Source organism: Streptomyces eurythermus, assembly GCF_014649115.1.
Taxonomy (GTDB): domain Bacteria; phylum Actinomycetota; class Actinomycetes; order Streptomycetales; family Streptomycetaceae; genus Streptomyces; species Streptomyces eurythermus.
In genome coordinates, this window is the sequence record NZ_BMSK01000011.1 from 253900 (window position 1) to 276126 (window position 22227).

Annotated in this window: 22 protein-coding genes and 1 tRNA gene; 12 read left to right on the forward strand and 11 right to left on the reverse strand. The window is 73.8% G+C overall.

Annotated features, from left to right (window positions below; translation table 11 throughout):
- Window positions 1-297 precede the first annotated feature (297 nt).
- Entirely contained in the window at window positions 298-1446 is a 1149-nt protein-coding gene (locus tag IE251_RS22325) for a tyrosine-type recombinase/integrase (RefSeq protein ID WP_229896888.1), read from the forward strand.
- 101 nt (window positions 1447-1547) lie between these two features.
- Here IE251_RS22325 and IE251_RS22330 read toward each other — a convergent pair.
- A tRNA-Pro gene (locus tag IE251_RS22330) sits at window positions 1548-1621 on the reverse strand.
- A gap of 183 nt (window positions 1622-1804) precedes the next feature.
- Here IE251_RS22330 and IE251_RS22335 point away from each other — a divergent pair.
- Entirely contained in the window at window positions 1805-2383 is a 579-nt protein-coding gene (locus IE251_RS22335; RefSeq protein WP_189754770.1) for a DUF309 domain-containing protein, read from the forward strand.
- A gap of 91 nt (window positions 2384-2474) precedes the next feature.
- Window positions 2475-3263 carry a precorrin-6A synthase (deacetylating) gene (gene cobF / locus IE251_RS22340; RefSeq protein ID WP_189754771.1) on the forward strand — a complete coding sequence of 263 codons (789 nt, stop codon included), beginning with the start codon at window positions 2475-2477 and terminating at the stop codon, window positions 3261-3263.
- Between the two features lie 242 nt (window positions 3264-3505).
- Here cobF and IE251_RS22345 read toward each other — a convergent pair whose 3' ends face one another.
- The 4 genes from IE251_RS22345 to IE251_RS22360 form a co-directional block, all read right to left on the reverse strand.
- On the reverse strand, window positions 3506-4267 hold the full coding sequence (locus IE251_RS22345; RefSeq protein WP_189754772.1) for a cobalt-precorrin-6A reductase: 762 nt from the start codon (window positions 4265-4267) through the stop codon (window positions 3506-3508).
- Between the two features lie 112 nt (window positions 4268-4379).
- Window positions 4380-5153 carry a sulfite exporter TauE/SafE family protein gene (locus tag IE251_RS22350; protein ID WP_189754773.1) on the reverse strand — a complete coding sequence of 258 codons (774 nt, stop codon included), beginning with the start codon at window positions 5151-5153 and terminating at the stop codon, window positions 4380-4382.
- A 111-nt stretch (window positions 5154-5264) separates the two neighbouring features.
- Window positions 5265-6776, reverse strand: a complete 1512-nt coding sequence (locus tag IE251_RS22355; protein ID WP_189754774.1) for a long-chain-fatty-acid--CoA ligase — start codon at window positions 6774-6776, stop codon at window positions 5265-5267.
- A 74-nt stretch (window positions 6777-6850) separates the two neighbouring features.
- Window positions 6851-8038, reverse strand: a complete 1188-nt coding sequence (locus tag IE251_RS22360; protein ID WP_189754775.1) for a thiolase family protein — start codon at window positions 8036-8038, stop codon at window positions 6851-6853.
- Between the two features lie 143 nt (window positions 8039-8181).
- Here IE251_RS22360 and IE251_RS22365 point away from each other — a divergent pair, with 143 nt between their 5' ends.
- From IE251_RS22365 to IE251_RS22380, 4 genes are all read left to right on the forward strand, one after another.
- A complete protein-coding gene (locus tag IE251_RS22365) occupies window positions 8182-9012 on the forward strand; it encodes an alpha/beta hydrolase (RefSeq protein WP_189754776.1) in 831 nt (276 codons plus the stop codon).
- A 152-nt stretch (window positions 9013-9164) separates the two neighbouring features.
- Window positions 9165-9647: a Dps family protein gene (locus tag IE251_RS22370; protein WP_189754777.1), complete on the forward strand. Its 483-nt coding sequence runs from the start codon at window positions 9165-9167 to the stop codon at window positions 9645-9647.
- A gap of 58 nt (window positions 9648-9705) precedes the next feature.
- Entirely contained in the window at window positions 9706-10047 is a 342-nt protein-coding gene (locus IE251_RS22375; RefSeq protein ID WP_189754778.1) for a DUF3140 domain-containing protein, read from the forward strand.
- 3 nt (window positions 10048-10050) lie between these two features.
- A complete protein-coding gene (locus IE251_RS22380; RefSeq protein WP_189754779.1) occupies window positions 10051-10698 on the forward strand; it encodes an endonuclease in 648 nt (215 codons plus the stop codon).
- A 404-nt stretch (window positions 10699-11102) separates the two neighbouring features.
- On the opposite strand, the gene IE251_RS22385 is transcribed toward IE251_RS22380, so the two are convergent.
- Window positions 11103-11957 carry a Cof-type HAD-IIB family hydrolase gene (locus IE251_RS22385; protein WP_189754780.1) on the reverse strand — a complete coding sequence of 285 codons (855 nt, stop codon included), beginning with the start codon at window positions 11955-11957 and terminating at the stop codon, window positions 11103-11105.
- Between the two features lie 186 nt (window positions 11958-12143).
- On the opposite strand from IE251_RS22385, the gene IE251_RS22390 reads away from it, so the two are divergent.
- From IE251_RS22390 to IE251_RS22410, 5 genes are all read left to right on the forward strand, one after another.
- Complete coding sequence (locus IE251_RS22390) at window positions 12144-12953, forward strand: SAM-dependent methyltransferase (protein ID WP_189754781.1); 810 nt, start codon at window positions 12144-12146, stop codon at window positions 12951-12953.
- Window positions 12954-13002: 49 nt separating this feature from the next.
- Window positions 13003-14406 (forward strand): type I glutamate--ammonia ligase, encoded by a 1404-nt coding sequence (locus IE251_RS22395; protein WP_189754782.1) that lies wholly within the window; start codon window positions 13003-13005, stop codon window positions 14404-14406.
- Between the two features lie 2 nt (window positions 14407-14408).
- On the forward strand, window positions 14409-15608 hold the full coding sequence (locus IE251_RS22400; protein WP_189754783.1) for an amidohydrolase family protein: 1200 nt from the start codon (window positions 14409-14411) through the stop codon (window positions 15606-15608).
- Between the two features lie 16 nt (window positions 15609-15624).
- Window positions 15625-16152 (forward strand): NUDIX hydrolase family protein, encoded by a 528-nt coding sequence (locus tag IE251_RS22405; RefSeq protein ID WP_189754850.1) that lies wholly within the window; start codon window positions 15625-15627, stop codon window positions 16150-16152.
- 153 nt (window positions 16153-16305) lie between these two features.
- The gene (locus IE251_RS22410) at window positions 16306-16539 is read left to right on the forward strand and encodes a hypothetical protein (RefSeq protein WP_189754784.1); all 234 of its coding nucleotides are present in this window, start codon (window positions 16306-16308) and stop codon (window positions 16537-16539) included.
- Here the strand turns inward: IE251_RS22410 and IE251_RS22415 are convergent.
- The 5 genes from IE251_RS22415 to IE251_RS22435 form a co-directional block, all read right to left on the reverse strand.
- Entirely contained in the window at window positions 16516-18894 is a 2379-nt protein-coding gene (locus IE251_RS22415; protein WP_189754785.1) for a tetratricopeptide repeat protein, read from the reverse strand. The genes IE251_RS22410 and IE251_RS22415 overlap by 24 nt on opposite strands.
- Window positions 18895-19061: 167 nt before the next feature.
- Complete coding sequence (locus IE251_RS22420; RefSeq protein WP_189754786.1) at window positions 19062-19532, reverse strand: hypothetical protein; 471 nt, start codon at window positions 19530-19532, stop codon at window positions 19062-19064.
- A 148-nt stretch (window positions 19533-19680) separates the two neighbouring features.
- Window positions 19681-20184 (reverse strand): flavin reductase family protein, encoded by a 504-nt coding sequence (locus IE251_RS22425; RefSeq protein WP_189754787.1) that lies wholly within the window; start codon window positions 20182-20184, stop codon window positions 19681-19683.
- The gene (locus IE251_RS22430; protein ID WP_189754788.1) at window positions 20181-21140 is read right to left on the reverse strand and encodes a 3-hydroxyacyl-CoA dehydrogenase family protein; all 960 of its coding nucleotides are present in this window, start codon (window positions 21138-21140) and stop codon (window positions 20181-20183) included. The genes IE251_RS22425 and IE251_RS22430 overlap by 4 nt, the downstream gene beginning before the upstream one ends.
- Window positions 21137-22204, reverse strand: coding sequence for an LLM class flavin-dependent oxidoreductase (locus IE251_RS22435; RefSeq protein WP_189754789.1), 1068 nt, complete (start codon window positions 22202-22204; stop codon window positions 21137-21139). The genes IE251_RS22430 and IE251_RS22435 overlap by 4 nt, the downstream gene beginning before the upstream one ends.
- Between the last annotated feature and the right edge of the window lie 23 nt (window positions 22205-22227).

Sequence of the window (22227 nt, forward strand, 5' to 3'; positions counted from 1 at the left end):
CGCCACGCCTACGAAACCAGGAGCCCACCTGAACAGCGACGCGATACACCTGATGCCCCATCAGAACGAGCGTCAAATGAGCGTCAAGATATCTCGCAGAGCGTCATTCCAGCGTCAAGATATCGCCCGTAACGCCCATAGCGCACATCACGCGCACTCACCAAAACCGCAGGTCATGCGCTCTTTGTGACCGGTTCATGGATGACAACGCACTCCACATGATGCGTCATAGGAAACAGGTCGATCGAGGACCGCAGCGGCTGGCTCTCAGGTCCGGTCATGCCGCCAAGGGGATCCATGGCACCGTACCGGGGGCGCGTCCGATGGTGGGATCCCACCACCAAACGCCGCCAGTCACTGTCCGAGGGAAAGAACAGCGAAGAAGAAGCGCAGGAGTGGCTCCAGGCCATCGTCCAGGCCGCACAAGCCGGCCTGACCCCATCGACCGCCACCATGACGCTGGCCGAATACGGCGAGGCGAACATGGACCTCGCGCTGCGCGGCCTGGAACTGAAGACACTCGACCCCTACCTCGCGGGATGGCGAAAGCGTGTGGTTCCCGCCCTCGGGCACCTCGCCGTACGGTTGATCACCAACGGTGTCGTCGACCGGACCGTGCAGAACTGGATCGCCGACGAGCACAGCCGCTCAACGGTCAAGAACACCATCGCCGTCCTGGTCCGCGTCATGGAGCAGGCCGTCCGGGACGGCATCATCACCGTCAACCCGGCCCGCGTGACCGGCTGGCAGAAGCTCTACAAGCAGGCCGAGGACGAACTCCGTAATCCGCGCGCGCTGGCCCTGCCCGACTGGGACAGCCTCATCGAGCTGGCCGACGCGCTCGTGGCCGCCTCCCACGACCAGTACCGCGGCTGGGGAGACGTCGTCGTCTTCGCCGCATGCACCGCCGCCCGGATCGGCGAAGTCTCAGGCTGCCGCATCCAGGACATCGACACCGACCAGTGGATCTGGACCGTGCGGCGCCAGACCACACCCGCACCCGGCGGCCTGACCGACAAGGGCACCAAGGGCAAGCGGGCCCGCAAGGTCCCCATCATCGAGGAGATCCGCCCCCTCGCCGCCCAGCGCATCCTGTCCGCCGGCCCCGACCCCGACGCCCGCCTGTTCACCGGCCCGCGCGGCGGACGCATCTCCACCGCCGTCCTGCGCGACGCCACCCACTGGGACGACGTGGTCATCAGGCTCGGCTACGAACACCTGCGCCGCCACGACCCCCGGCACACCGGCCTCACATGGTTCACCGACGCGGGAGTCCCGGTCCACGTCCTGCGGCGCATCGCCGGCCACGGCTCCCTCATGACCACCCAGCGCCACCTCCACCCCGACGTCCACAAGATCACGGCCGCCGGCGCAGCACTCTCCGCACACCTCAGCGCGGTCCGCGCCCCCCGCTCACTCCCCGGCCCGATCGTCATGACCCGCTGACACCGGTCAAGGGAGCACTAATCCCCAACTGGTCCCCAGAAACGGCCGAGGGCCGGTTTCGGATACCTCCGAAACCGGCCCTGACCTGCGACTGTCTCCAGTCGGGACGACAGGATTTGAACCTGCGACCCCTTGACCCCCAGTCAAGTGCGCTACCAAGCTGCGCCACGTCCCGTCGCACTGCCGCGCGGTGGCCCGCGTGATCGTGCGGACAGCACTTTACCCCACGTCGGCGGGTGTGCCGAAGCGAGCCGGGCAGGGATGCTTGCAAACCGGGGCAAAGTGGGATCGTCGGCCGGGTGGGAGCCGGAGCGGGGCGGGGGCGCGGCGGGGAACGCGGCGGGGCACAATCGGCGGTATGACGAACTCGGGGTCATCGGATGCCAGGGACCGGGACACGGCCGGGCGGGCCCGGAACGCGCGGCCCCGGGACGGGCTGGGGCGTCCCCTGCCCTACGGCGCCGAGGGTGTTCCCCGGCAGCCGGAAGGGGTCCTGCGGGCACCTCGGGAGACCGTCGGCGAGGCGCAGGCGCTGCTGGCCGCCGGACGGCCGTTCCACGCGCACGAGGTGTTCGAGGACGCCTGGAAGTCCGGGCCCCGGGAGGAACGCCCGCTCTGGCGGGGGCTGGCCCAGCTGGCCGTCGGGCTCACCCACGCGGCCCGGGGCAACTCCGTCGGCGGGTCCCGGCTGCTGCGGCGGGGCGCCGGCGCGGTCGAGGAATGGGCGGCCGGGCAGGGCGAGGACCGGCCCTACGGACTGGATCTGCCCGGGCTGGCCCGGTGGGCGCGGGAGCTGGCGGGCCGGGTGGAGCGCGGCTCGGCGCCGGTCGACCCACGCGCCGAGGCCCCCTGGCTGGGACCCGCCGAGGCCTCCCGGCCGGACCCTGCCGAGGTTCCCCGGCCGGACCCCGCGAAGGCACCCCGGCCGGGCCTCTGACGCGCGGGTTCCCCGGGCGCGGCCGAGGGGTCGTCGCTGCGCGTACGGAGGCGGTGGACGCATTGTCAGTGGCATACGGCAGACTCGGGGCGTGCGAAAGATTCATGTCATCGGTATCGGCGCGGGCGACCCCGACCAGCTGACCCTGCAGGCGGTCAAGGCGCTGCGGAGCACGGACGTGTTCTTCCTTCTCGACAAGGGCGAGGTGAAGAGCGATCTGACCCAGCTCCGCCGGGACATGCTGGACGCGCATCTGCCGGCCGGGTCGTACCGGGTGGTGGAGGCCCGCGACCCGGAGCGGGACCGCTCCGCGGGCGGGTCGGCGTACTCCCCGGCCGTCGGCGACTGGCGCAGCGCCCGCGCCGGGATCTACGAGCGGCTGATCGCCGGGGAACTGGACGAGGACGGCACCGGCGCGTTCCTCGTATGGGGGGACCCGGCGCTGTACGACAGCACGCTGGGCATCCTGGAGGAGGTGCTGGCGCGGGGCGCGGTGGAGTTCACGTACGACGTGGTGCCCGGCATCAGCAGCGTCTCCGCCCTGGTCGCCCGGCATCGCACGGGGCTGAACCGGGTCGCCCGGCCGGTGCAGATCACCACGGGGCGGCGGCTGGCCGAGGGCTTCCCGGAGGGGGTGGACGACGTGGTCGTGATGCTGGACGCGCACCAGGCCTTCCGGCGGTACGCCGAGGAGGACATGGACATCTACTGGGGTGCCTACATAGGCACGCCGGACGAGATCCTCGTCTCCGGCCCGATCGCCGAGGCCGCTCCGCGCATCGAGCGCCTGCGAGCCGAGGCGCGCGAGCGCAAGGGCTGGATCATGGACACGTACCTGCTGCGCAGGAATCCGGCGGAGGACGGGTCCACCCGGGACTGAGCAGGAGCGGGAACGGGCGGCCCGGCCGGGAACGGGAACGGGACCGGGGCCGGGCAGCCCGCACAGGGGCGTAGACCGAGCAGCGCGGGGCCGGGCTTACGGGGCTGACCCGAGCGGGGACGGCCGGCGTGGAGCCGAGGGCTCGGGCCGGCGGGGGCGGGCGACCGGCAGGGACGGGACAGGCGACCGGTGGGGTCAGGTGCTCCGGGGACATGCGTCCGGCGGGGCGGCTCCCGGCCGGGTCAGGTGCCCGGTGCCCCGTGTGCTGCCAAGCCCAGGCGTGCCAGGGCGCTCGCCACGTCCGGTACCGCTTCGACTCCGTCCGGCAGCGGTGGGCGGCGGACGACGACGACGGGCAGCCCCAGGTCGCGCGCGGCGGTGAGTTTCGCCGCCGTGGCCTCGCCTCCGCTGTCCTTGGTGACCAGGACGTCGATCCGGTGGGCGCGCAGGAGCCGCGTCTCGTCCGGGACCGTGAACGGGCCGCGGGCCAGGATCACCCGGGTGTCCGGCGGCAGGGGCGGTTCGGGCGGTTCCACCGAGCGGACGAGGAAGTGCAGGCCGGTCAGGGAGGCGAAGGCCGCCAGGCCCAGGCGGCCGGTGCTGAGGAAGACCCGGCTGCCGAGTCTGGGCAGCGCCTCGGCGGCCCCGGCCAGGGACGCCACGTCGTACCAGCGGTCTCCGGGGCCCGGCCGCCAGCCGGGGCGGCGCAGCACGACGGCGGGGACTTTGGTGGCCCGTGCCGCGTGCGCCGCGTGGGCGGTGATCGTCCCGGCGAAGGGGTGGGTGGCGTCCACCAAGGCGTCCACCCGGTGCTCGCGCAGCCAGTCGGCCAGGCCCTCCGGCCCGCCGAAGCCGCCGACGCGCACCTCGCCGGGCAGCGCCCCGGGCCGGGCGACCCGGCCGGCGAGCGAGGTGGTGACCCGTATCCCGGGCCGGACGGCGAGGTCAGCGGCGAGGCGGCGGGCCTCGGTGGTGCCGCCGAGGATCAGCACATGCGCGGGCATAGGGGTGAGCGTACGAGGTGCCGGGCGGCGACCGGACGGCCGGGGCGGGTTGGGGCGGCCGGGGCCGGACGGCCAGGGGCGGGACGGCCGGGCCGCGGCGGCCGCCCCGGGGCTAGCGCAGCAGCAGTTGCACGCCGCCCACGATCGTCGCCGCGATGACGAGTTGTTCGAAGAGCCGCTGGTTGATTCGGTTCACAGCCCATTTGCCGAACAGCGCACCGGGCACGACGAACAGCGCGAGCGCGGCGTCAAGGAGCAGGGAGGGCCCGTCGATCAGGCCCAGGCCCACGCTGAACGGCACCTTCGAGACGTTCACGATGAGGAAGAAGAAGGCGGAGGTGCCGAGGAAGCCGAGCTTCCGGAAGCCGGCGGACAGCAGATACAGCGACATCACCGGCCCGGCGGCGTTGGCGACCATCGTGGTGAACCCGCCGAGCACGCCGTAGGAGTGGGCCTTCATGCGGCCCGTCCGGTGTGTCACCGCCTCCGGGTCCGGCGGGGTCTCGGCCGTCCGCCGGCGCCAGATCGTCACCCCGGCCATGAACAGCAGGATCGCGCCGATCGAGACCCGCACCATGCCGTCGCCGGCCCACACCAGGAACAGGGTGCCGGCCACCACGCCCACCGCCACGGCCGGGAACAGCCGCCACAGGGTGGGCCAGTGCGCGTGGCGCCGGTAGGTGACGACGGCGAGTACGTCACCGGCGATCAGCAGGGGCAGCAGGACGCCGGTGGAGGCGCGGGCGGGCAGGACCGCCGCGAAGATCGCGAGGCTGACCGTGTTGGCCCCGCTGACCGCGGTCTTGGAGAAGCCGACGAGTACGGCCGCGAAGGCGAGCGCGGCGAACTCCCAGCCTGATATGTGCCAGAGCGTCATCGTGTTCATTCGGGGACCGATGCTATGCGCATGATCAACCCGCGCGTAAGGACCGTCTCGCGGTCCGGTCCATGACAACGCCCAGCCGCCCCCGTCCACCGCCGCGGCAGCCCCGCCGCGTCACCGCCCCGCGTACCGCGCCCGCAGCGCCCGCTTGAGTACCTTCATGCTGGGGCCCAGCGGCAGGGTGTCCGTGAACTCCACGCGACGCGGGTACTTGTGCCGGCCCAGGTGTTCCTTGGACCACTCGGTGAGGGCGGCGGCGTCCGGGGCGGTGCCCGGGGCCGGGACGACGACGGCGCACACCTCCTCGCCGTGCAGTTCGTCGGGCAGGCCGATGACGGCGACCTGGGCGATCTCCGGGTGTCGCATCAGGACCTCCTCGACCTCACGCGGATAGACGTTGTAGCCACCGCGGATGATGATGTCCTTCTTGCGGTCGACGATCCGCAGGAAGCCCTCGTCGTCCTTGGTGCCGAGGTCGCCGGTGCGGAACCAGCCGTCCACCAGGGCCTCGGCGGTGGCCTCGGGGCGGCCGAGGTAGCCGGAGAAGACGTTGTGGCCGCGGATGACGACCTCGCCCAGCTCGCCGGGCGGCAGCAGCTCGATCCGGTCCTCCACCTCGGCGCGGGCGATCTCCGCGTCGACGCCCCACAGCGAGTGCCCGATGGTGCCGGCCTTGGCGCCGAACACCGGCTGGTTGACGGTGGCGGCCGGAGAGGTCTCCGACAGCCCGTACCCCTCGTAGATCCGCGCACCGAACGCGGCCTCGAACCGTTCCAGTACCGCGACCGGGAGCGAGGCGCCGCCGGAGACGCACAGCCGCAGCCCGGGGAGCCGCTCGGCGTCGGCGGCGGCCGCGGCGAGGGCGACGAACATGGTGGGCACGCCGTGGAAGGTGTTCACGTCCTCCTCGACCATCAGCTCGATGGCCCGGGCCGCGTCGAAGCGGGGCAGCAGCACGAGCGTGGCGCCCGCCCGCCAGGTGGAGTTCAGCGAGACCGTCTGACCGAAGGCGTGGAACAGCGGCAGCGCGCCGAGGGCGATGTCGTCGGCGCGGACGTCGTGCGCGTCGAAGGCGTTGACGGTCGCGTTCATCACCAGGTTGAAGTGACTGAGGACGGCGCCCTTGGGGACACCGGTCGTACCGCTGGTGTAGAAGATCACCGCGGGGTCGTCGGCGGCGCGGGTGACGTACGAGGGCAGCGGCTCGGCGTCGGCCGCCAGCTTGTCCAGCTCCTCGCCCAGGGTGACCACTCGGACGCCGGCCGCCTCGGCCGCGGCCCGGCCGGTGTCGGCCTGCGCCGGGTGGACGAGCAGCACGGTGGCGCCGCTGTCCTTGAGGACGTGCTCGACCTCCCCGGCCGACAGCAGCAGGTGGACGGGGACGACGACACCGCCCGCCGCGGCGATCGCGTAGTAGGCGACCGGGAACTCGGCGGTGTTGGGGGCCATCAGGGCGACGTGGTCGCCGGGCCGTACGCCGAGGCCGGTGAGCACGCCCGCCCGGGCCAGCGCCCGCTGCCACACCTCGGCGAAGGTGAGCCGCAGTTCCCCCTCGACCAGGGCGGTCTTGCCGGGGCGGCGCCGGGCGTTCTCGGCGAGAATGGCGGCGACGGACAGGGTTGCCATGGAGTGCTGCTCCGTTTCCTTGCTGCGGCTCGTACTACCGGATCCCCTTGCGGGGAGCCCCCGTTGAAGACTCCTCAGTGCCGCTCGACCAGCACCGCGCTGCCCTGGCCCACGCCCACGCACATGGTCGCGAGGCCGCGCCGGGCGCCGGTGCGGCGCATGCGGTGCAGCAGGGTGGTCAGGATGCGGGCGCCGGAGCAGCCGAGGGGGTGGCCGAGGGCGATGGCGCCGCCGGTGGGGTTCACCAGGTCGGGGTCGAGGCCCAGTTGGTCGACGCAGGCGAGGGCCTGGGCGGCGAACGCCTCGTTCAGCTCGGCCTCCTGGATGTCGTCGGTCTGCCAGCCGGCCCGGGTGAGCACCTTCCGGGTGGCGGGGACCGGGCCGAGGCCCATCACATCGGGGTGGACGCCGGCGGAGGCGCCCGCGACGTACCGGCCGAGGGACTCCAGGCCCAGTTCGTTCAGGGCCTCTTCGCTGACCAGCAGCAGCCCGGCGGCGCCGTCGTTCATCGGCGAGGCGTTCCCGGCGGTGACGGTGCCGTCCGGGCGGAAGGCCGGCTTGAGGCGGGCCAGCTTCTCCAGCGAGGTGTCCTCGCGCACGCACTCGTCGTGCTGGACGGTGACCCCGTCCGGGCGCTCCACGGGCAGGATCTCGTCGTCGAAGTGGCCGTTCTTGCGGGCGGCGGCGGCGAGTTGGTGGCTGCGCAGGGCGAACTCGTCCTGCCGGGCACGGGAGATGCCGAGGCGGGCGGCGACCTCCTCGGCGGTCTCGCCCATGGAGAGCAGGCCGTGCAGCTCCTTCATGGCGGGGTTGACCAGCCGCCAGCCGAGCCGGGTGTCGTAGGTCTCCATGCGGTGCGGCAGGGCCTCGTCGGGCCGGGGCAGCACGAAGGGCGCGCGGCTCATGGACTCGGAGCCGCCGGCGATCACGATGTCGGCCTCGCCCGCGGCGATGGTGCGGGCGGCGGCGGTGACCGCCTCGAGTCCGGAGGCGCACAGCCGGTTGACGGTGGCGCCGGGCACGGAGTCGGGCAGTCCGGCGAGCAGGGCGGCCATGCGGGCGACGTTCCGGTTGTCCTCGCCGGCCTGGTTGGCGGCGCCCCAGTAGACGTCGTCGACGCGGGCCGGGTCGAGCGCGGGCACGTCGGCCACCAGGTGGCGGATCACGGTCGCGGCCAGATCGTCGGGGCGGACCGAGGAGAGGGCACCGCGCACCTTGCCGATGGGGGTGCGGCGGGCGGTCGCGAAGTGGACGGGACGCACGGCGGGACTCCTGACCTACGACATTGTGGATCACGGAACGGTGCAGCACCCATTAATTAGCACTGCTAGTTTTGGACTATAGACCTCCGGCCGCCCCGCTGGGAAGCTCCCCCGGGGCCGGAGCCGGGGCGACGGGAGGAGACATGCGCCACGTCCGCGAGCACGTCCTCGACGGCACGCACGGAGCCCTCGCCGTACGCGAGTGGCCGCATCTGGAGCCCCGCCTGCTGGCGCTCCTGGTGCACGGGTACGGCGAGCACGCCGGCCGGTACGACGAACTGGCCGGCGTGCTGACCGGGTACGGGGCCGCCGTGTACGCGCCCGACCACGCCGGTCACGGCCGGTCGGCCGGCGAAAGGGTGCTGATCGAGGACTTCGAGGACGTGGTCACCGATGTGCACGCGGTCGCGGACCTCGCCCGGGCCGCGCGTCCCGGCCTGCCGCTGGTCCTGCTCGGGCACTCGATGGGCGGGCTGATCGCGGCCCGCTGTGCCCAGCGGTACGGCGACGGGCTGAGCGCGCTGGTGCTGTCCGCGCCGGTGATCGGCGCCTGGGAGCTGCCGGGGCGGCTGCTGGCCCTGGACGAGATCCCGGACACCCCGGTCAGCCCGGCCGCGCTGTCCCGGGACCCGGCCGTGGGAGCGGCGTACGCGGCCGACCCGCTGGTGTGGCACGGGCCGATGAAGCGGCCGACGCTCCGGGCGTTCGCCCGCGCCCTGGAGACGGTCGCGCAGGGTGGTGACGTGGGCCCGCTGCCGTTGCTGTGGCTGCACGGCGACGACGACCGGCTGGTGCCGCTGTCCGGGAGCCGGCCCGGGGTGGAGCGGCTGAGCGGCGGCCGGCTGACCGAACGGATCTTCCCCGGCGCGCGGCACGAGGTCTTCCACGAGACCGACCGCGCGAGGGCCCACGCGGAGCTGCTCCGCTTCCTGGACCGGGTACTGCCCGACCGGCGACGGGTACGGACCGGCTGACCCGGCAGGGTCCGGAAACCCCCCGTGGCACCCGCGCCGCCCGGCAGTCCCCGCTCCCGCCCCCGCTGATCAGCCGGTTTGCCGTCGAATGCCGGGGGCACCCGCCCTTTCGGACATCACTGAGGAAGTCGAGGAAAGGGGATCCGCGCACCATGACCGTGGTCAAGAGCACACTTCCCGAAGAGGCGCTCGGTGTCACCGGCACCGCCCTCCAGGACACGCTGGTCGACCTGCTCGGGCTGTCGCTGGTGGGCAAGCAGGCGCACTGGAACATCGTCGGCCCCCGGTTCCGCTCCATCCACCTCCAGCTGGACGAGGTGGTCGCCACCGCCCGCGCCCACTCCGACACGGTGGCCGAGCGGGCCTCCGCGCTGGGCGTGCCGCCGGACGGCCGGCCGGAGACCATCGCGGCGACCTTCGCGCTGCCCGGCACCAAGGACGGCTGGCTGCGCGACACGGAGGTCGTGGAGCTGATGGTGTCCTCGCTGGAGGCGGCCATCGGCCGGCTGCGGGAGCGGATCGAGGCGACCGAGAAGGCCGACCCGGTCACCCAGGACCTGCTGATCACCATCACCGCCGACCTGGAGAAGCAGCGCTGGATGTTCCAGGCCGAGAACCACACGTCCGCCGGCTGACCCACGGCCCCGCACACCGCCCCGCCCGGGGCGGGGCACACACGGAAGGGGAAAACCCATGGCCGACTCGCTGGAATTCGAAGCGCTGTGGGACGACTTCCACCGCGTGGTGAACATGAGCTCGGCGGAGCTCGCGGCCTGGCTGAAGGTCCGGGACGCCGGCGAGGAGAGCGAACCGCTGCCGGAGCGGGCGGGCGGCGAGACCGGGCAGCACGTCCTGGCCATCCTGCAGAAGCGCCGCACCGACCTGACCGAGGACGACGTAGAGGTCATGCGGCAGGTCGTCGACACGGTCGGTGAGCTGGTGGACGCGGAGAACGAGCCCGAGCCGGAGAGCGCCCGGGACACCGGCCGCCGGCACCGGCTGATGACGCTGGGCCACGACCCGCTCAAGCCGTAGGCCGTGAACCGCGACGAGCGCGTGCTGCGGGAGCTGGTGTCCGTGTACGGGCGAACGTTCGCCGAGGAGGCGGGCATCCGGCTGAAGGACACCCCGCAGCCGCTGTACCGGCTGCTGGTGCTGTCCCTGCTGCTCAGCGCCCGGATCCGGGCCTCGGTCGCGGTGGCCGCCGCCCGCGCCCTGCACGAGGAGCACCTGGACAGCCCGCGCCGGATGGCCGAGGCCGACTGGCAGCGGCGGGTGGACGCGCTCGGCAGGGGCGGCTACCGGCGGTACGACGAGCGGACGGCCACCCAGCTCGGGGACGGCGCGGAGCTGCTCGGCCGGCGCTGGGGCGGCGATCTGCGCCGGCTGCACCGGGAGGCGGAGGGCGACGTCGGCACGCTGCGGGAACTGCTCCAGGAGGAGCCGGGCATCGGGCCGGCCGGCGCCGACATCTTCCTGCGCGAGGCGCAGCGGGTGTGGCCGGACGTGGCGCCGTACCTGGACGGCAAGGCGCTGTCCGGCGCCGGACGGCTCGGCCTGCCCGAGGATCCGCGGAAGCTGGCCGGGCTGGCCGGGGACGCCCAGCCGGCCGTGCTGGCCGCCGCGCTGGTCCGGGCTGCGCTCGACAAACAGGTGGCCGAGGACTGTCTGCGCCGCGCGGGCTGATCGCCTCGGCCTGCTCCCCGCGTCTCCCGGACCGTCTGCCGGGGCCGGACGGGGAGGAGCCGGCGCGTGACGGAGACCGTGGCGGTGGTCCAGGACACCAGCGGGGTCGTCGCGACGACCCCGCCGCATCCGGCCCGCGTCTACGACCGGTACCTCGGCCGGTACCTCGGCGGCGAGGACGACCCCCCGGCCGACGAGGAAGCGGGCCGACGCACCGCGGCGATCGACGGGGCCCGGCGTCGAAGACCGCCCGCGCCGACGTCCACGTGGCAAGCCGGCGCCCGCAATCCGCACGCCCTCCCGGAACGGGGCGCCCGGTGCCGGAGTGGCGCCCGAGGAGCCGCCGCCCGGCGACGGCGGCCCGGGCCCGCCCTACGGGACGGGACGCCCAAGCCCCGTCCCGGTCACAGGCCCAGCACGTGGGCGATCGTCCGCAGTACGCCGGCGTCGTTGTTGGACGGGGCCAGGTGGCGGGCCCTGCGGATCACCTCGGGGTGGGCGCCGGCCATGGCGAAGGACCACTCGGCGGCGTCGAGCATCTCCAGGTCGTTCAGGTAGTCGCCGAACACCATCGTCTGGGCGGGCGTGACGCCGAGCGCCCGCTGCAGGCGGCGCAGGGCGGCCCCCTTGTTCGCGGTGCGGTTCATCACGTCCACCCAGTGCTCGCCGGAGACGACGACCTGGTGGGTGCCGGCGAAGGGGGCGAGGGCCGGCGCGACGGTGTGCTCGGCGGACGCGAAGTCGAACACCGCCACCTTGATCATGTCGTCCTCGACGGCGGTGACGTCCTCGACGATCCGGTGCTCGGCGTAGTACTGGCGCACCTCGGCGAGGAACGCCTCGTCGGTCCGCTCCACGTACGCCGCCCGCTTGCCGCAGACGACGGCGCCGACATCCGCGCCGTCCGCGGCGAGCCGCCGTACCGTCCGCGCGATCTCCGCCGCGACGGGCCCGTCCATCGGGTCGGAGCTGAGTTCCACGCCGTCACGGACCACGTAGGTGCCGTTCTCCGCGATGAACACCATGCCCTCGGCGACCCGCTCGAACTGCCGGCGCAGGGTCGCGTACTGCCGTCCGCTGGCCGGGCTGAACAGCACCCCGCGGCGGCGCAGCTCGGCGAGCATCGGCCACAGCCCGTCGGGAATCCGCTTGGCGTCGTCCAGCAGCGTGCCGTCCATGTCGGTGACGATCAGCCGGATGTCGGCGGGGCCCGCGGGCAGCGCGGCGGTGTCGAGGAGGGGGGCGGGTATGGCGGACATGTGCTGCTTCCGGTCGGGTGCGGGGATACCGGTCCAGTGTTCCTCATCCGCCCGACGGGCCCCGAACCGCCCGGGGTGATCCGTTTCCCCGGGTATCCGTCTCCCCGGGCGATCCGTTTCCCGGGACAGAACGATCACCGGGAGGGACAATGACGGCGGAGAACGGCATGTGAGAAGGGCGGACAGGTGAGCGAGGGGCACTCCCCGGCGACCGGGGCGGCACGGCTGGACACCGGCGTGGCGCACAACGCACGGGTCTGGAACCACTGGCTGGGCGGCAAGGACAACTACGAGGTCGACCAGCGAGTGGGCGACCACATCGCCGGGATGTTCCCGGTGATCCGGGCCGTGGCCCGCGCGGACCGGGACTTCCTGGGCCGGGCGGTGCGGTTCCTGGCCGCCGAGCGGGGGATACGGCAGTTCCTCGACATCGGCACCGGGCTGCCCACGGCCGACAACACCCACGAGATAGCCCAGCGGATCGCGCCCGAGTCGCGGATCGTGTACGTCGACAACGACCCGATCGTGCTGGTGCACGCCCGCTCGCTGCTGACCAGTTCCCCCGAGGGCGTCACCGACTATCTCGACGCCGACGTGCGCGACCCGGACGTCATCGTGCGGGACGCCGCCCGGACCCTCGACCTGGACCGGCCGGTGGCGGTGATGATGCTGGGCATCCTCAACTTCGTGCCGGACACCGGCGAGGCCCGGGACATCGTGCGGCGCGTCATGGCGGCCGTCCCCTCCGGCAGTTACCTGGTGCTCACCCACCCGACGTACGACGCCGAGGCGGGCGGCGCGGGCAACGTCGCCGCGATGGAGTTCTGGAACGCCCACGCCACCCCGCCGATCACCGCCCGCGGCCACGCCGAGATCGCCGGCTTCCTCGACGGCCTGGAGCCGGTCGAGCCCGGGCTGGTGCCGTGCTCGCGGTGGCGCGCCGGGGCGGAGGCCGCCGTGGTGCCGCAGTACGGCGCGGTCGCCGTGAAACCCTGACCCCGGGGCCCGGCCGTCCCCCGCCGGCCGGGCCCGTCGAGGAGGACGCATGACCACGCTCGCCGACCCCCGCCCCGGCGGCCGCCCCGGCGACCTGGACCGGGTGCCCGCCCTCACCACGGACCTGGCGGCCCGGGGCGTGCACGGCATCGTCCTGGCGTACGTGGACACGGCGGGCGTCTGCCGGGTCAAGACGATCCCGACGGCACGGCTGGAGGCGGCCGTGGCCTGGGGAGTCGGCATGTCGCCGGTGTTCGACACGTTCCTCGCCGACGGCTCCATCGTCACCACCGACGTCCTCGGCTCCCCCGACGGCGACCTCAGGCTCTACCCCGACCTCGACCACCTGGTGCCGCTGGCCGGACAGCCCGGCTGGGCGTGGGCGCCGGTGGACCGGATCACCCAGGAGGGTGAGCGGCACCCCGGCTGCGCCCGGACCTTCCTGCGCCGGATCGTCGCGGACGCCGCCGACCGGCACGGCCTCGCCTTCAAGGCGGCGATCGAGATCGAGTGGGCCGTCGGCGCCGGTTCGGCGCCCGCCGACGAGTTCGTCCCGGCGGCCACCGGGCCGGCCTACGGCGCCGTCCGGCAGGTGGAGCTGAGCGACTACACCGCCGAGCTGCTGGCCGCGCTCGCCGCCCAGGGCGTGGACGTCGACCAGATCCATCCCGAGTACGCGCCCGCCCAGTTCGAGGTGTCGGTGGGCGCGCTGGACCCGGTGGCGGCGGCCGACCGCAGCGTGCTGGTGCGGCAGACGATCCGGGCGGTGGCCCAGCGGCACGGGCTGCGGGTCTCCTTCGCGCCGGCCTACCTCCCCGAGGGGGTCGGCAACGGCGGCCATCTGCACCTGTCGTGCTGGCGCGACGGGGTGAACCTGCACTCCGGCGGCGAGGGCCGGTACGGCATGACGGACACGGCGCAGGCGTTCCTGGCCGGGATCCTCGCCCATCTGCCCGGCCTGACCGCGGTGACCGCGCCGAGCCCGGCCAGCTATCTGCGGCTCCAGCCCTCCCAGTGGGCGGGGGTGTTCACCGCCTGGGGCCGGGAGACCCGCGAGGCCGCCGTACGGGTCGTCACCGGCACCGCCGGCCGCCGGGACCAGGACGCCAACCTGGAGGTCAAGCCCGTCGACCTGGCCGCCAACCCGTATCTGGCCCTCGGCTGTGTGATCGCCGCCGGGATCGACGGCGTCACGGCGGGCCGCCCGCTGCCCGGGGAGATCACCGGCGACCCGGTGCGGTACGGCCCCGACGAGGCGGCGGCGCTGGGCGTACGACGGCTGCCGCGGTCCCTGCCGGCGGCCGTGGCGGAGTTCCGCGCGGACCCGGTGCTGCGGGCCGCGCTGGGCCCGGTCCTCGCCGACGCGGTGAGCGCCGTACGGCTCGGTGAGGCGGCGGCCGTCGAGGGGCTCGCCCCCACCGCGCTGGCGGCGTTCTACCGCTGGGCGTACTGACCGTGGCCGCCCCGGGACCGGTCCACGAGGCCCTCGCCGCGCTGCCGCTGGTGGACCACCACTGCCACGGCGCGGTGACCGCCGATCTGACCGCCGGCCAGTTCGCGTCCCTGCTCACCGAGGGCGCGGCCTGGCCCGGCGTCTCCCCCTTCGACACCCCCGCCGGCGTGGCCGTGCGCCGCCACTGCGCGCCCCTGCTGGACCTGCCCCGGCACGCCCCGCCCGCCGACTACGCGGCCCGGCGCGCGGAGCTCGGCTGGCGGGAGGTCAACCGGCGGTTCCTGACGGCGGCCGGGACCGAGGTGTTCTGCGTGGACACCGGCTTCGCCCCGCACCCGCTCACCACGCCCGCCGAGCTGGCGGCGGCGGCCGGGGCCACCGCCTGCGAGGTGGTGCGGCTGGAACGGGTCGCCGAGGCGGTGGTGGCACGGGGCGTGGAGGCGGGCGAGTACGCGGCCGCGTTCCGCGCCGCCGCCGAGGAGGCCGTACGGCGGCCGGGCGTGGTGGCGGTGAAGTCGGTCGCGGCGTACCGCACGGGCTTCGCGCTGGACCCCGGGCGCCCCACGGACGCCGAGGTGACCCGGGCGGTCCGGCACTGGCCGGCGCACGACGGCCGCCTGGCCGACCCGGTGCTGGTACGGCACCTGCTGTGGACCGCCGTCGATCTCGGGCTGCCGCTGCAACTGCACACCGGGTTCGGCGACGCGGACCTGCGGCTGCACCGCGCCGACCCCGCCCTGCTCACCGACTGGCTGCGCCTGACCGCCGGTACGGTCCCGGTCCTGCTGCTGCACTGCTGGCCGTACCACCGTCAAGCGGCGTACCTTTCGGCGGTGTTCGAGCACGTGTACCTGGACGTCGGCCTCGCGCTGCACCACACCGGGCCGGCCCGCTGCCGGGCGGTGCTGGAGGAGGCGCTGGAGGTGACCCCGTTCCGCAAACTGCTGTACAGCTCCGACGCCTACGGTGTGGCCGAGTTCCACCACCTGGGCGCCCTGTGCTTCCGCCGTGGCCTGGCCGGTCTGCTGCAGGACCGGGTGGACGCCGACGAGTTGAGTCTGGCCGACGCCCTGCGGATCGCGGACTGGACGGGCCGCGGCAACGCCCGGCGGCTGTACGGACCGCCCGTGTCCGGACCCGACGGCCTCTCCCTGTCCGAAGCGGCCCGCGATCCCGGCGGGCGCCCCACCCGGAAAGTATGATCAAGCAATGTCTGACATGACCGAGACCACGCCCGGCTGGCTGACCACGGACGAGCTGGAGATGGCCAGGGCCCGGATGCCGATCCTGTACGTCGAGGCCGTGCCGGTGCGCGTGGACGACAGCGGTGAGGTCACCAGCATCGGGCTACTGCTGCGCATCGGCCCGGACGGCACGGTCAGCCGGACCCTGGTCTCCGGCCGGGTCCTGCACCACGAGCGGGTCCGCGACGCGCTGCTGCGCCACCTGGAGAAGGACCTCGGCCCGGTCGCGCTGCCCCGTGTCCCCGCCTCCCTCCAGCCGTTCACGGTCGCGGAGTACTTCCCGACGGCAGGCATCACGCCGTACCACGACCCGCGCCAGCACGCGGTGTCCCTGGCCTACATCGTGCCCGTCACCGGCGACTGCCGGCCCCGCCAGGACGCGCTGGACCTCGTCTGGTTCAGCCCGCAGGAGGCCGCCTCCCGGGCCGTGCAGAGCGAAATGCCGGGCGGGCACGGGGTGCTGCTGAAGCAGGCGCTGGCACACGTCGGGCTGGTGTTCTGAGCACACGGGCCATGGCCGGCGCACGACGGTGGCGTGTACCCGACATGGCTATCGTGTGCTCCGACAGGGTGAGCCGATCGTGACCGGGCGGGCTGCTCCCGGACGAGGTGAGCGGGCCCTCCCTTCGCCCGGCGCTTCCCAGGGGGCGCTCTGGTGGCCGTCGAGGAGGCCGGTCACGGCTGTACGGCGCTGTCCGTCGACGGCACCCGGCTCCGGGACCGCTGGACCGAGCGCCCGGCCTGGGCGTCGTTCGCCGTCGCGGCCTCGGCCGCGTGCGCCTGGGCGGGGTCCGGCCCGGTCCCGCTCCGGCCCGGCGCCCGGGCGCGGCTGACCGTGCGGGCCGGTGACCATCCGGAGGCCGGGCTAGTCGAGTTCACCGTCGGCTGAGCGCACGGGGCTGTTGCCGAGGCGGCGCCGGGCCTCCTCCGCGCGCGGGCTGCGGACCTGTTCGAACAGCGACCCGGCGGCGGCCCAGTCGACGGCTGCCCGCTGCTCGTCCCTCAACTGCCGGTGGACGTCGCCCCGCAGCAGGCGCGCCACCGCGAGGAAGTACCCGGAGCCGCCCTTCTCGATGCCGGCGGCCGCCTCGTCCAACGCCCGCAGCGCCTCCTCGGGCCGGTCGCAGGCCAGCCGGTCCTGCGCGTACCGCAGCCAGGTCTTGCCGACGTTGAGCGCGATGTCCGGCCCGTCCCCGAGCCGCCGGAACCGCTCGCGGGCCTCCCGCAGTGTCCGTTCGGCGTCGTCGTGCCGGCCCAGCGCGGTGTACGCGGCGCCCTTGTGGTAGGCGAGCAGGGCGCGCCCGCGCGGGTGGGCGAGGTCGCCGAGCGCCGTCTCGGCCTCGGCGAGTAGGCCGAGGGCCTGCCGCGGGCGGCTCAGCTTCAGTTCCAGCAGCCCGAGAGCCTCCAGCGCGCTGGACTCCGTACGGGCCTCGCCCTCGCCCCGGCCCGTGCCGTCGCCGCGCACCGACTCCCGTGCTGCTTCGAGGTGTTCACGGGCCCGGCGCGGGTCGTCCTCGGCGAGGCTCCACCGGTCCAGGCGGGCGAAGCCCAGCTGGAAGTGCATGCGCGCCACCGCCAGCCGGTCGCCGCCGGCGCGGGCCGCGGCCAGGCCGGTCTCGTGGGACTCGACCCACTCGGCGTGGCTGCCGGTGCGCAGGCAGAAGGTCCACAGCGCCTGGCACAGCCGCCATGCCTCCTCGTACCGTCCGGTGGCGTGGGCGAGACGGACGGCGGCGAGCAGCCCGTCGCGGCGCCGGGCGAGTTCGCGTTCGGCGCGGGCGCCGTCCTCGGGAGTGCGCGGTACGTCCGGGTAGGCGTGGCCGGGGTCGTAGCGCCAGCGGGAGGACAGCGCCGCTTCGGCGGCCTCGGCCGACTTGCGCAGATGGCGGACGAACCAGCCGGTCACGGCGTCGCGTTCGGCGTCGGTGTCCTCCCGTTCCGCGCGGGCCGCCGCGTGGTCGTGGACGAGGGGGTGCAGGCGGTAGGCGTCCACGCCGTCGCGCTCCAGCAGCCGCGCGGAGAGCAGTTCGTGCAGGCCGCGCCGGGCGGTGGCCGGTTCCCGGTCCGGGGTGAGCGCGTGCACGGTGTCCAGGTGGATGCCGGTGCGGGGCAGGGTGCCGAGGCGCCGGTAGAGGAGGGCGGCGTCGGCGCCGAGGCGTTCGTAGGCGAGGTCGAGGGCGCCGGGCAGGTCGTGGGTGTCGTCCACGGCGAGCAGTTCCCATCGTGTGGTCCGGTCGGCGAGCCGGGCGGTGATGTCCTCAAGGGTGCCCGGCACCGGTGTCCTGAGCTGCCCGGCGACCAGGCGCAGGGCCAGCGGCAGCCCGCCCAGGTGCCGGACGACGGGCCGCAGCCGGTCGGGGTGTTCGGTGCTGCGGCTGACCTTCAGCAGGAGTTCCAGGGCGTGTTCGTCCTTCAGCGGGGCGATCTCCACGGGTTCGAAGTCCAGCAGGGTGTCCAGGCCGAGCGGCACGCGCTGGCCGGTCATCAGGACGACGTGTCCCGCGGAGTCCGGGAGCAGCGGCCTGACCTCGGCGGGCCTGCTCACGTTCTCCAGGACCAGCACGGCCGGCCGGGCGCGCAGTCGCTGCCGTACCAGGGCCGCCTTCGCGTCGGTGTCGGCCGGGCGGTCCTCCCGGGCCACGCCGAGCTGGTCCAGCCAGCGCTCCAGGACGGCCGCCGGGTCGGCGGGGCGTCCGCGCTCGTCCCGGGCAAGGTCGGCCTGGAGCAGCTCGCCGGGCAGGTCGTCCCGGTGGGACTGGAGCCAGCGGCGCAGGGTGGTCCGCTTGCCGACGCCGGGCAGTCCGCACAGGAACATCGCGGTGGTCGCGCGGGCCTCGGTGCAGCGTGCCCAGTGGTCGTTCATCGCCTGGAAGACGGGGACGTTGTTGACGTAGTGCAGGATGTGGCCGAGCGCGACCGGGGCGGGGCTGCGCTCGATCGTCGCCGCGACCGTCTCCCGCAGCCGGTGCCCGGCCTCGGGGTGGGAGGCCAGCAGGTCGCGCAGGCGCTCGGCCCACGCTTCCTCGACGGCGTCGGCCGTGTCCTCGTCGCCGGCGCGCCGGGCGTCCAGCAACTCCTGCCGGGACCACTCCAGTTCCTCCTCGGCCGCCGCCTCGGCCGCGGGCGCGCCCCGCCCGAGCAGCGTCGCGAAGCGTCTCCTGCCCCATCCCCACAGATCCTGCAGGGCCAGCGTCACGAGACTGCTCGCGCCCATGCCTGCCAGGGCCAGGATTTCCGCTTCCACAGCACTCCCCCACGTTCCGGACGGTTCCCGCCCACGGTAGAGATCATCGCGTCCGGAGCGCAGGTGATCCCACCGACGAGTGACGGGATCAGGCCATTTCAAGGCGGTACGCGCACACAGCGAAGACCCCCGTGCCGGGTGGCAGCGGGGGTCTTCGCCGGGCTGGGTCAGACGCGGTGGGCCGTCAGGGTGACGGTGAACGTCTCGAGGAGGTTGCCCTGGGTGTCGTAGCGGCCGGAGGTGCCGGTCGAGGTCCAGGTGTCGCCGTTGAGGGTGCCGGTCTGGTCGGCCTTGATGTAGGAGACGACGGCGCCGGTGGAGTCGTAGATCGGGTGCTCCAGGTGGAAGGTGAACGAGGTGCCGCTCTGCTTCCAGGTACCGGTGGCGAGGTAGGCGTTGTCCTCCGGGATCATCTTCAGGGTGCCGTTGCCGTAGAAGAAGAAGTGCGGCTGGACCGGGTTGGGACCGGCGGTGCCGGAGCCCTGCCACTCGCCGGCCAGGCTGGCGTACGTCGCGTCGGCGGCGACCGGGACGTCGGCGGTGGTGGTGGCCGCGGACGCGGTGGCGGCGCCCAGGCCCGTCAGGGCGAGTACGGCGGTGGCGGCGACGACGCCGGCGCGGGTGGCGATGCTGCGCATGAGGTGCCCTCTTCCAGATGTGGTGTCGATGGTGAGGTGATGCGTGAGACTTCTCAGGTGGTGCTTGGTGCGTGGTGCGAAAAGGAGTCTGATGCGGTCTCCTAGAGCGGCGATCGAGGGCTGCTCGCAAGGCGGCTGACCCGTATTCTCAGGGCGCCAGTTCCCGGAAGGCGCCGCCGAAGTAGAGCATCGGGTGCCCCTCGCCCTCGCCGGTGTGGGTGACCTCCGCGACGAGGATCATGTGGTCGCCCGCGGTGTGCCGCTGCCGGATCCGGCAGGCGAGCGTGGCCAGGGCGCCGCGCACCGCCGGTGTGCCGTTGGGCAGTGTCTCGAAGGCGCCGTCGGTGAACTTGTCGGCGCCCCGGGTGGCGAACCGTCGCGCGACGGCCGTCTGGTCGTGGGCGAGGATGCTGATCCCGCAGTCGGTGGCCCGGGTGAACGTGTCGTACGACGTGGCGGTTTCGGCCAGGCAGACGAGCACGAGCGGCGGCCGCAGCGACACCGAGCAGAAGGAGCTCGCGGTGAAGCCGTGCGGTGCCCCGAGCGCGTCGCGCGCGGTGACCACGACCACCCCGCTGGCGAACCGGGCCAGGGCCGCCCGGAAGCTGTCGGCGTCGACGCCGCGTACCGTTTCGGTGATGCCGCCGGTCACGGATCGGCCCTCCCGGTGTCCTCGCCGGCCCGCAGCGCGGCGAGCACGGCCCCTTGGCGCGCGTCCCGCGCGGCGGCCAGCCGCCGGTAGGCGTCGGCGCCCTGTCCGTACGCCCGCTCGGTCTGCTCGGCGAGCGTCCGCACGATGTCGTCGGTGAGCGCGGGCGTGCCCAGGTGCTCCCACTCGGCGGCCATCCGGTCCCCGACGGCGCCCAGCATCCGCCTGAGGCCCCCGGGACCGCCGCCCAGGTGGAACGCCTGGAACGGTCCGACCGCGCCCCAGCGCAGTCCGATCGAGCCGGTCACCACGGCGTCGACCTCCTCGGCCGTGAGGTATCCCTCGGCCACCAGGTGCACGGCCTCCCGGAACAGGGCCGACTGCAGCCGGTTCGCGGGGGTGCCGGCCATGGGGCGGCGCAGCGCGACCGGCACCTTGCCCAGGGACCGGTAGAACGCGGCGGCCCGCTCGACGGCGTCGGGCCGGGTGCGGGTGCCCGGGACCAGTTCCACCAGCGGCATCAGATGGGCCGGGTTGAACGGGTGGCCGACCAGCAGCCCCGAGGGGTCGTCCATGGTGGCGCCCAGCGCGTCCGCGGACAGCGACGAGGACGACGACAGCAGCAGCACGTGGTCCGGAGCGGCCCGCTCGGCCTCGGCGAACAGCTCCTGTTTCAACGTGAGTTGCTCGCGTATGTTCTCCTGCACCAGGTCGGTGCCGGCGACCGCCTTGGCCACGTCCGGCTCGATCGTGAGCCGGTCCAGCAGCCGGGCCGGGTCGGCGGGCGGCGCGGGCAGCGAGGGGGCGAACAGCTCCACCGCCTCGCGTGCCGCCCGCTCGGCGTCGGTCCTGCGGGTGCTGAGCCGTACGTCGAGGCCGTGGGCGAGGAACAGCGTGGTCCAGGCCAGACCGATGGTGCCCGCACCGACCACGGTGACGGTGCGTACGGGCCCGGTCATCGGGCCGGCGTGGCGAAGTGCGGTGCCACCTGCCGCGCGAACAGCTCCGTCGAGCGCTTGGCGACCTCCACGGGCAGCAGCCCGGAGTGGATGGTCAGGCTGAGGGTGATGTCCGGTCCGAACCAGCCCTGGATGCGCTCGATCTGGGCGCGGACCTCGGCCGGCGATCCGGCGAGCAGCTTGTCCGCCTCCAGCTTCTTGTCGAAGTCGTAGGTGCGGGTGGCCTCGAGGATCCTCTCGTAGCCGGGGTAGGCGCTGCTGGAGACGCGTCCCCACGCGGAGACGGCCTCGGCCATGCGCTGGTTGTACGCCTCGTCGTCCTCGCGGGCCAGGCGGCGTGCCTCGTCGCCGTCCTCGGCGACGTAGGTGGGGTAGCTGAACTGCACGCGGCCCGGTCCCTCGTGGCCCGCCGCGGCGCGCGCCGCCCGGTAGGCGCCGAGCATCTCCTGGGCCTTCTCGACGGAGGAGGTCGCCGGCACGAGCAGCAGGTGGTGGCCGGCGCGTCCCGCGGACTCGCAGGACTCGAGGCTCATGGCGGTGGCGACGTGCGTCGGCGGGTGCGGCCGCTGCACCGGGCGCGGCTGCAGGGTGACCGGGCCGAACTTGTGGAAGCGTCCCTCCCAGACCACGTCCTCCTCGGTCCACAGGCGCCGGATCGCCTCGACGTTCTCCTCGAACAGGGCGCGGCTGTCGTCGATGGACACGCCGAAGGCCGCGAACTCGTCGGGCAGGAAGGCCCGTCCGAAGCCCACCTCCAGCCGGCCGTGCGAGAGGTTGTCCAGCATGGCGAGCTTGCCCGCGAGCTTGACGGGGTGGGTGAACGCGGGCAGCACGGTGCCGGTGATCAGCCGGATGCGGCGGGTGCGGGCGGCCGCGGCGGCCAGGAAGGTGACCGGGTCGGGGCTGTAGCCGCCGTACCGGAAGAAGTAGTGCTCGACGATCTTCACGTGCTGGAAGCCGAGCTCGTCGGCGAGCTCGGCCACGGACAGTGCCTCGTCGTAGTAGGTCGCGCCGTCCTTGTCGGCGGGACCCACGGTCGGGAAGAAGGTCACTCCGAATTCCACTGTGCACCTCGCGGGCTGATGTC

Excerpts from the sequence above, each read along its gene's own strand:
- IE251_RS22405 (WP_189754850.1), top strand. The coding sequence starts at position 15,625 with ATGACCGAGACCACGCCCGGCTGGCTGACCACGGACGAGCTGGAGATG.
- IE251_RS22365 (WP_189754776.1), top strand. The coding sequence starts at position 8,182 with ATGCGCCACGTCCGCGAGCACGTCCTCGACGGCACGCACGGAGCCCTC.
- IE251_RS22350 (WP_189754773.1), bottom strand. The coding sequence starts at position 5,153 with ATGAACACGATGACGCTCTGGCACATATCAGGCTGGGAGTTCGCCGCG.
- IE251_RS22335 (WP_189754770.1), top strand. The coding sequence starts at position 1,805 with ATGACGAACTCGGGGTCATCGGATGCCAGGGACCGGGACACGGCCGGG.
- IE251_RS22385 (WP_189754780.1), bottom strand. The coding sequence starts at position 11,957 with ATGTCCGCCATACCCGCCCCCCTCCTCGACACCGCCGCGCTGCCCGCG.
- IE251_RS22345 (WP_189754772.1), bottom strand. The coding sequence starts at position 4,267 with ATGCCCGCGCATGTGCTGATCCTCGGCGGCACCACCGAGGCCCGCCGC.
- IE251_RS22420 (WP_189754786.1), bottom strand. The coding sequence starts at position 19,532 with ATGCGCAGCATCGCCACCCGCGCCGGCGTCGTCGCCGCCACCGCCGTA.
- IE251_RS22355 (WP_189754774.1), bottom strand. The coding sequence starts at position 6,776 with ATGGCAACCCTGTCCGTCGCCGCCATTCTCGCCGAGAACGCCCGGCGC.
- IE251_RS22325 (WP_229896888.1), top strand. The coding sequence starts at position 298 with ATGGCACCGTACCGGGGGCGCGTCCGATGGTGGGATCCCACCACCAAA.
- IE251_RS22375 (WP_189754778.1), top strand. The coding sequence starts at position 9,706 with ATGGCCGACTCGCTGGAATTCGAAGCGCTGTGGGACGACTTCCACCGC.
- IE251_RS22430 (WP_189754788.1), bottom strand. The coding sequence starts at position 21,140 with ATGACCGGGCCCGTACGCACCGTCACCGTGGTCGGTGCGGGCACCATC.
- IE251_RS22395 (WP_189754782.1), top strand. The coding sequence starts at position 13,003 with ATGACCACGCTCGCCGACCCCCGCCCCGGCGGCCGCCCCGGCGACCTG.
- IE251_RS22370 (WP_189754777.1), top strand. The coding sequence starts at position 9,165 with ATGACCGTGGTCAAGAGCACACTTCCCGAAGAGGCGCTCGGTGTCACC.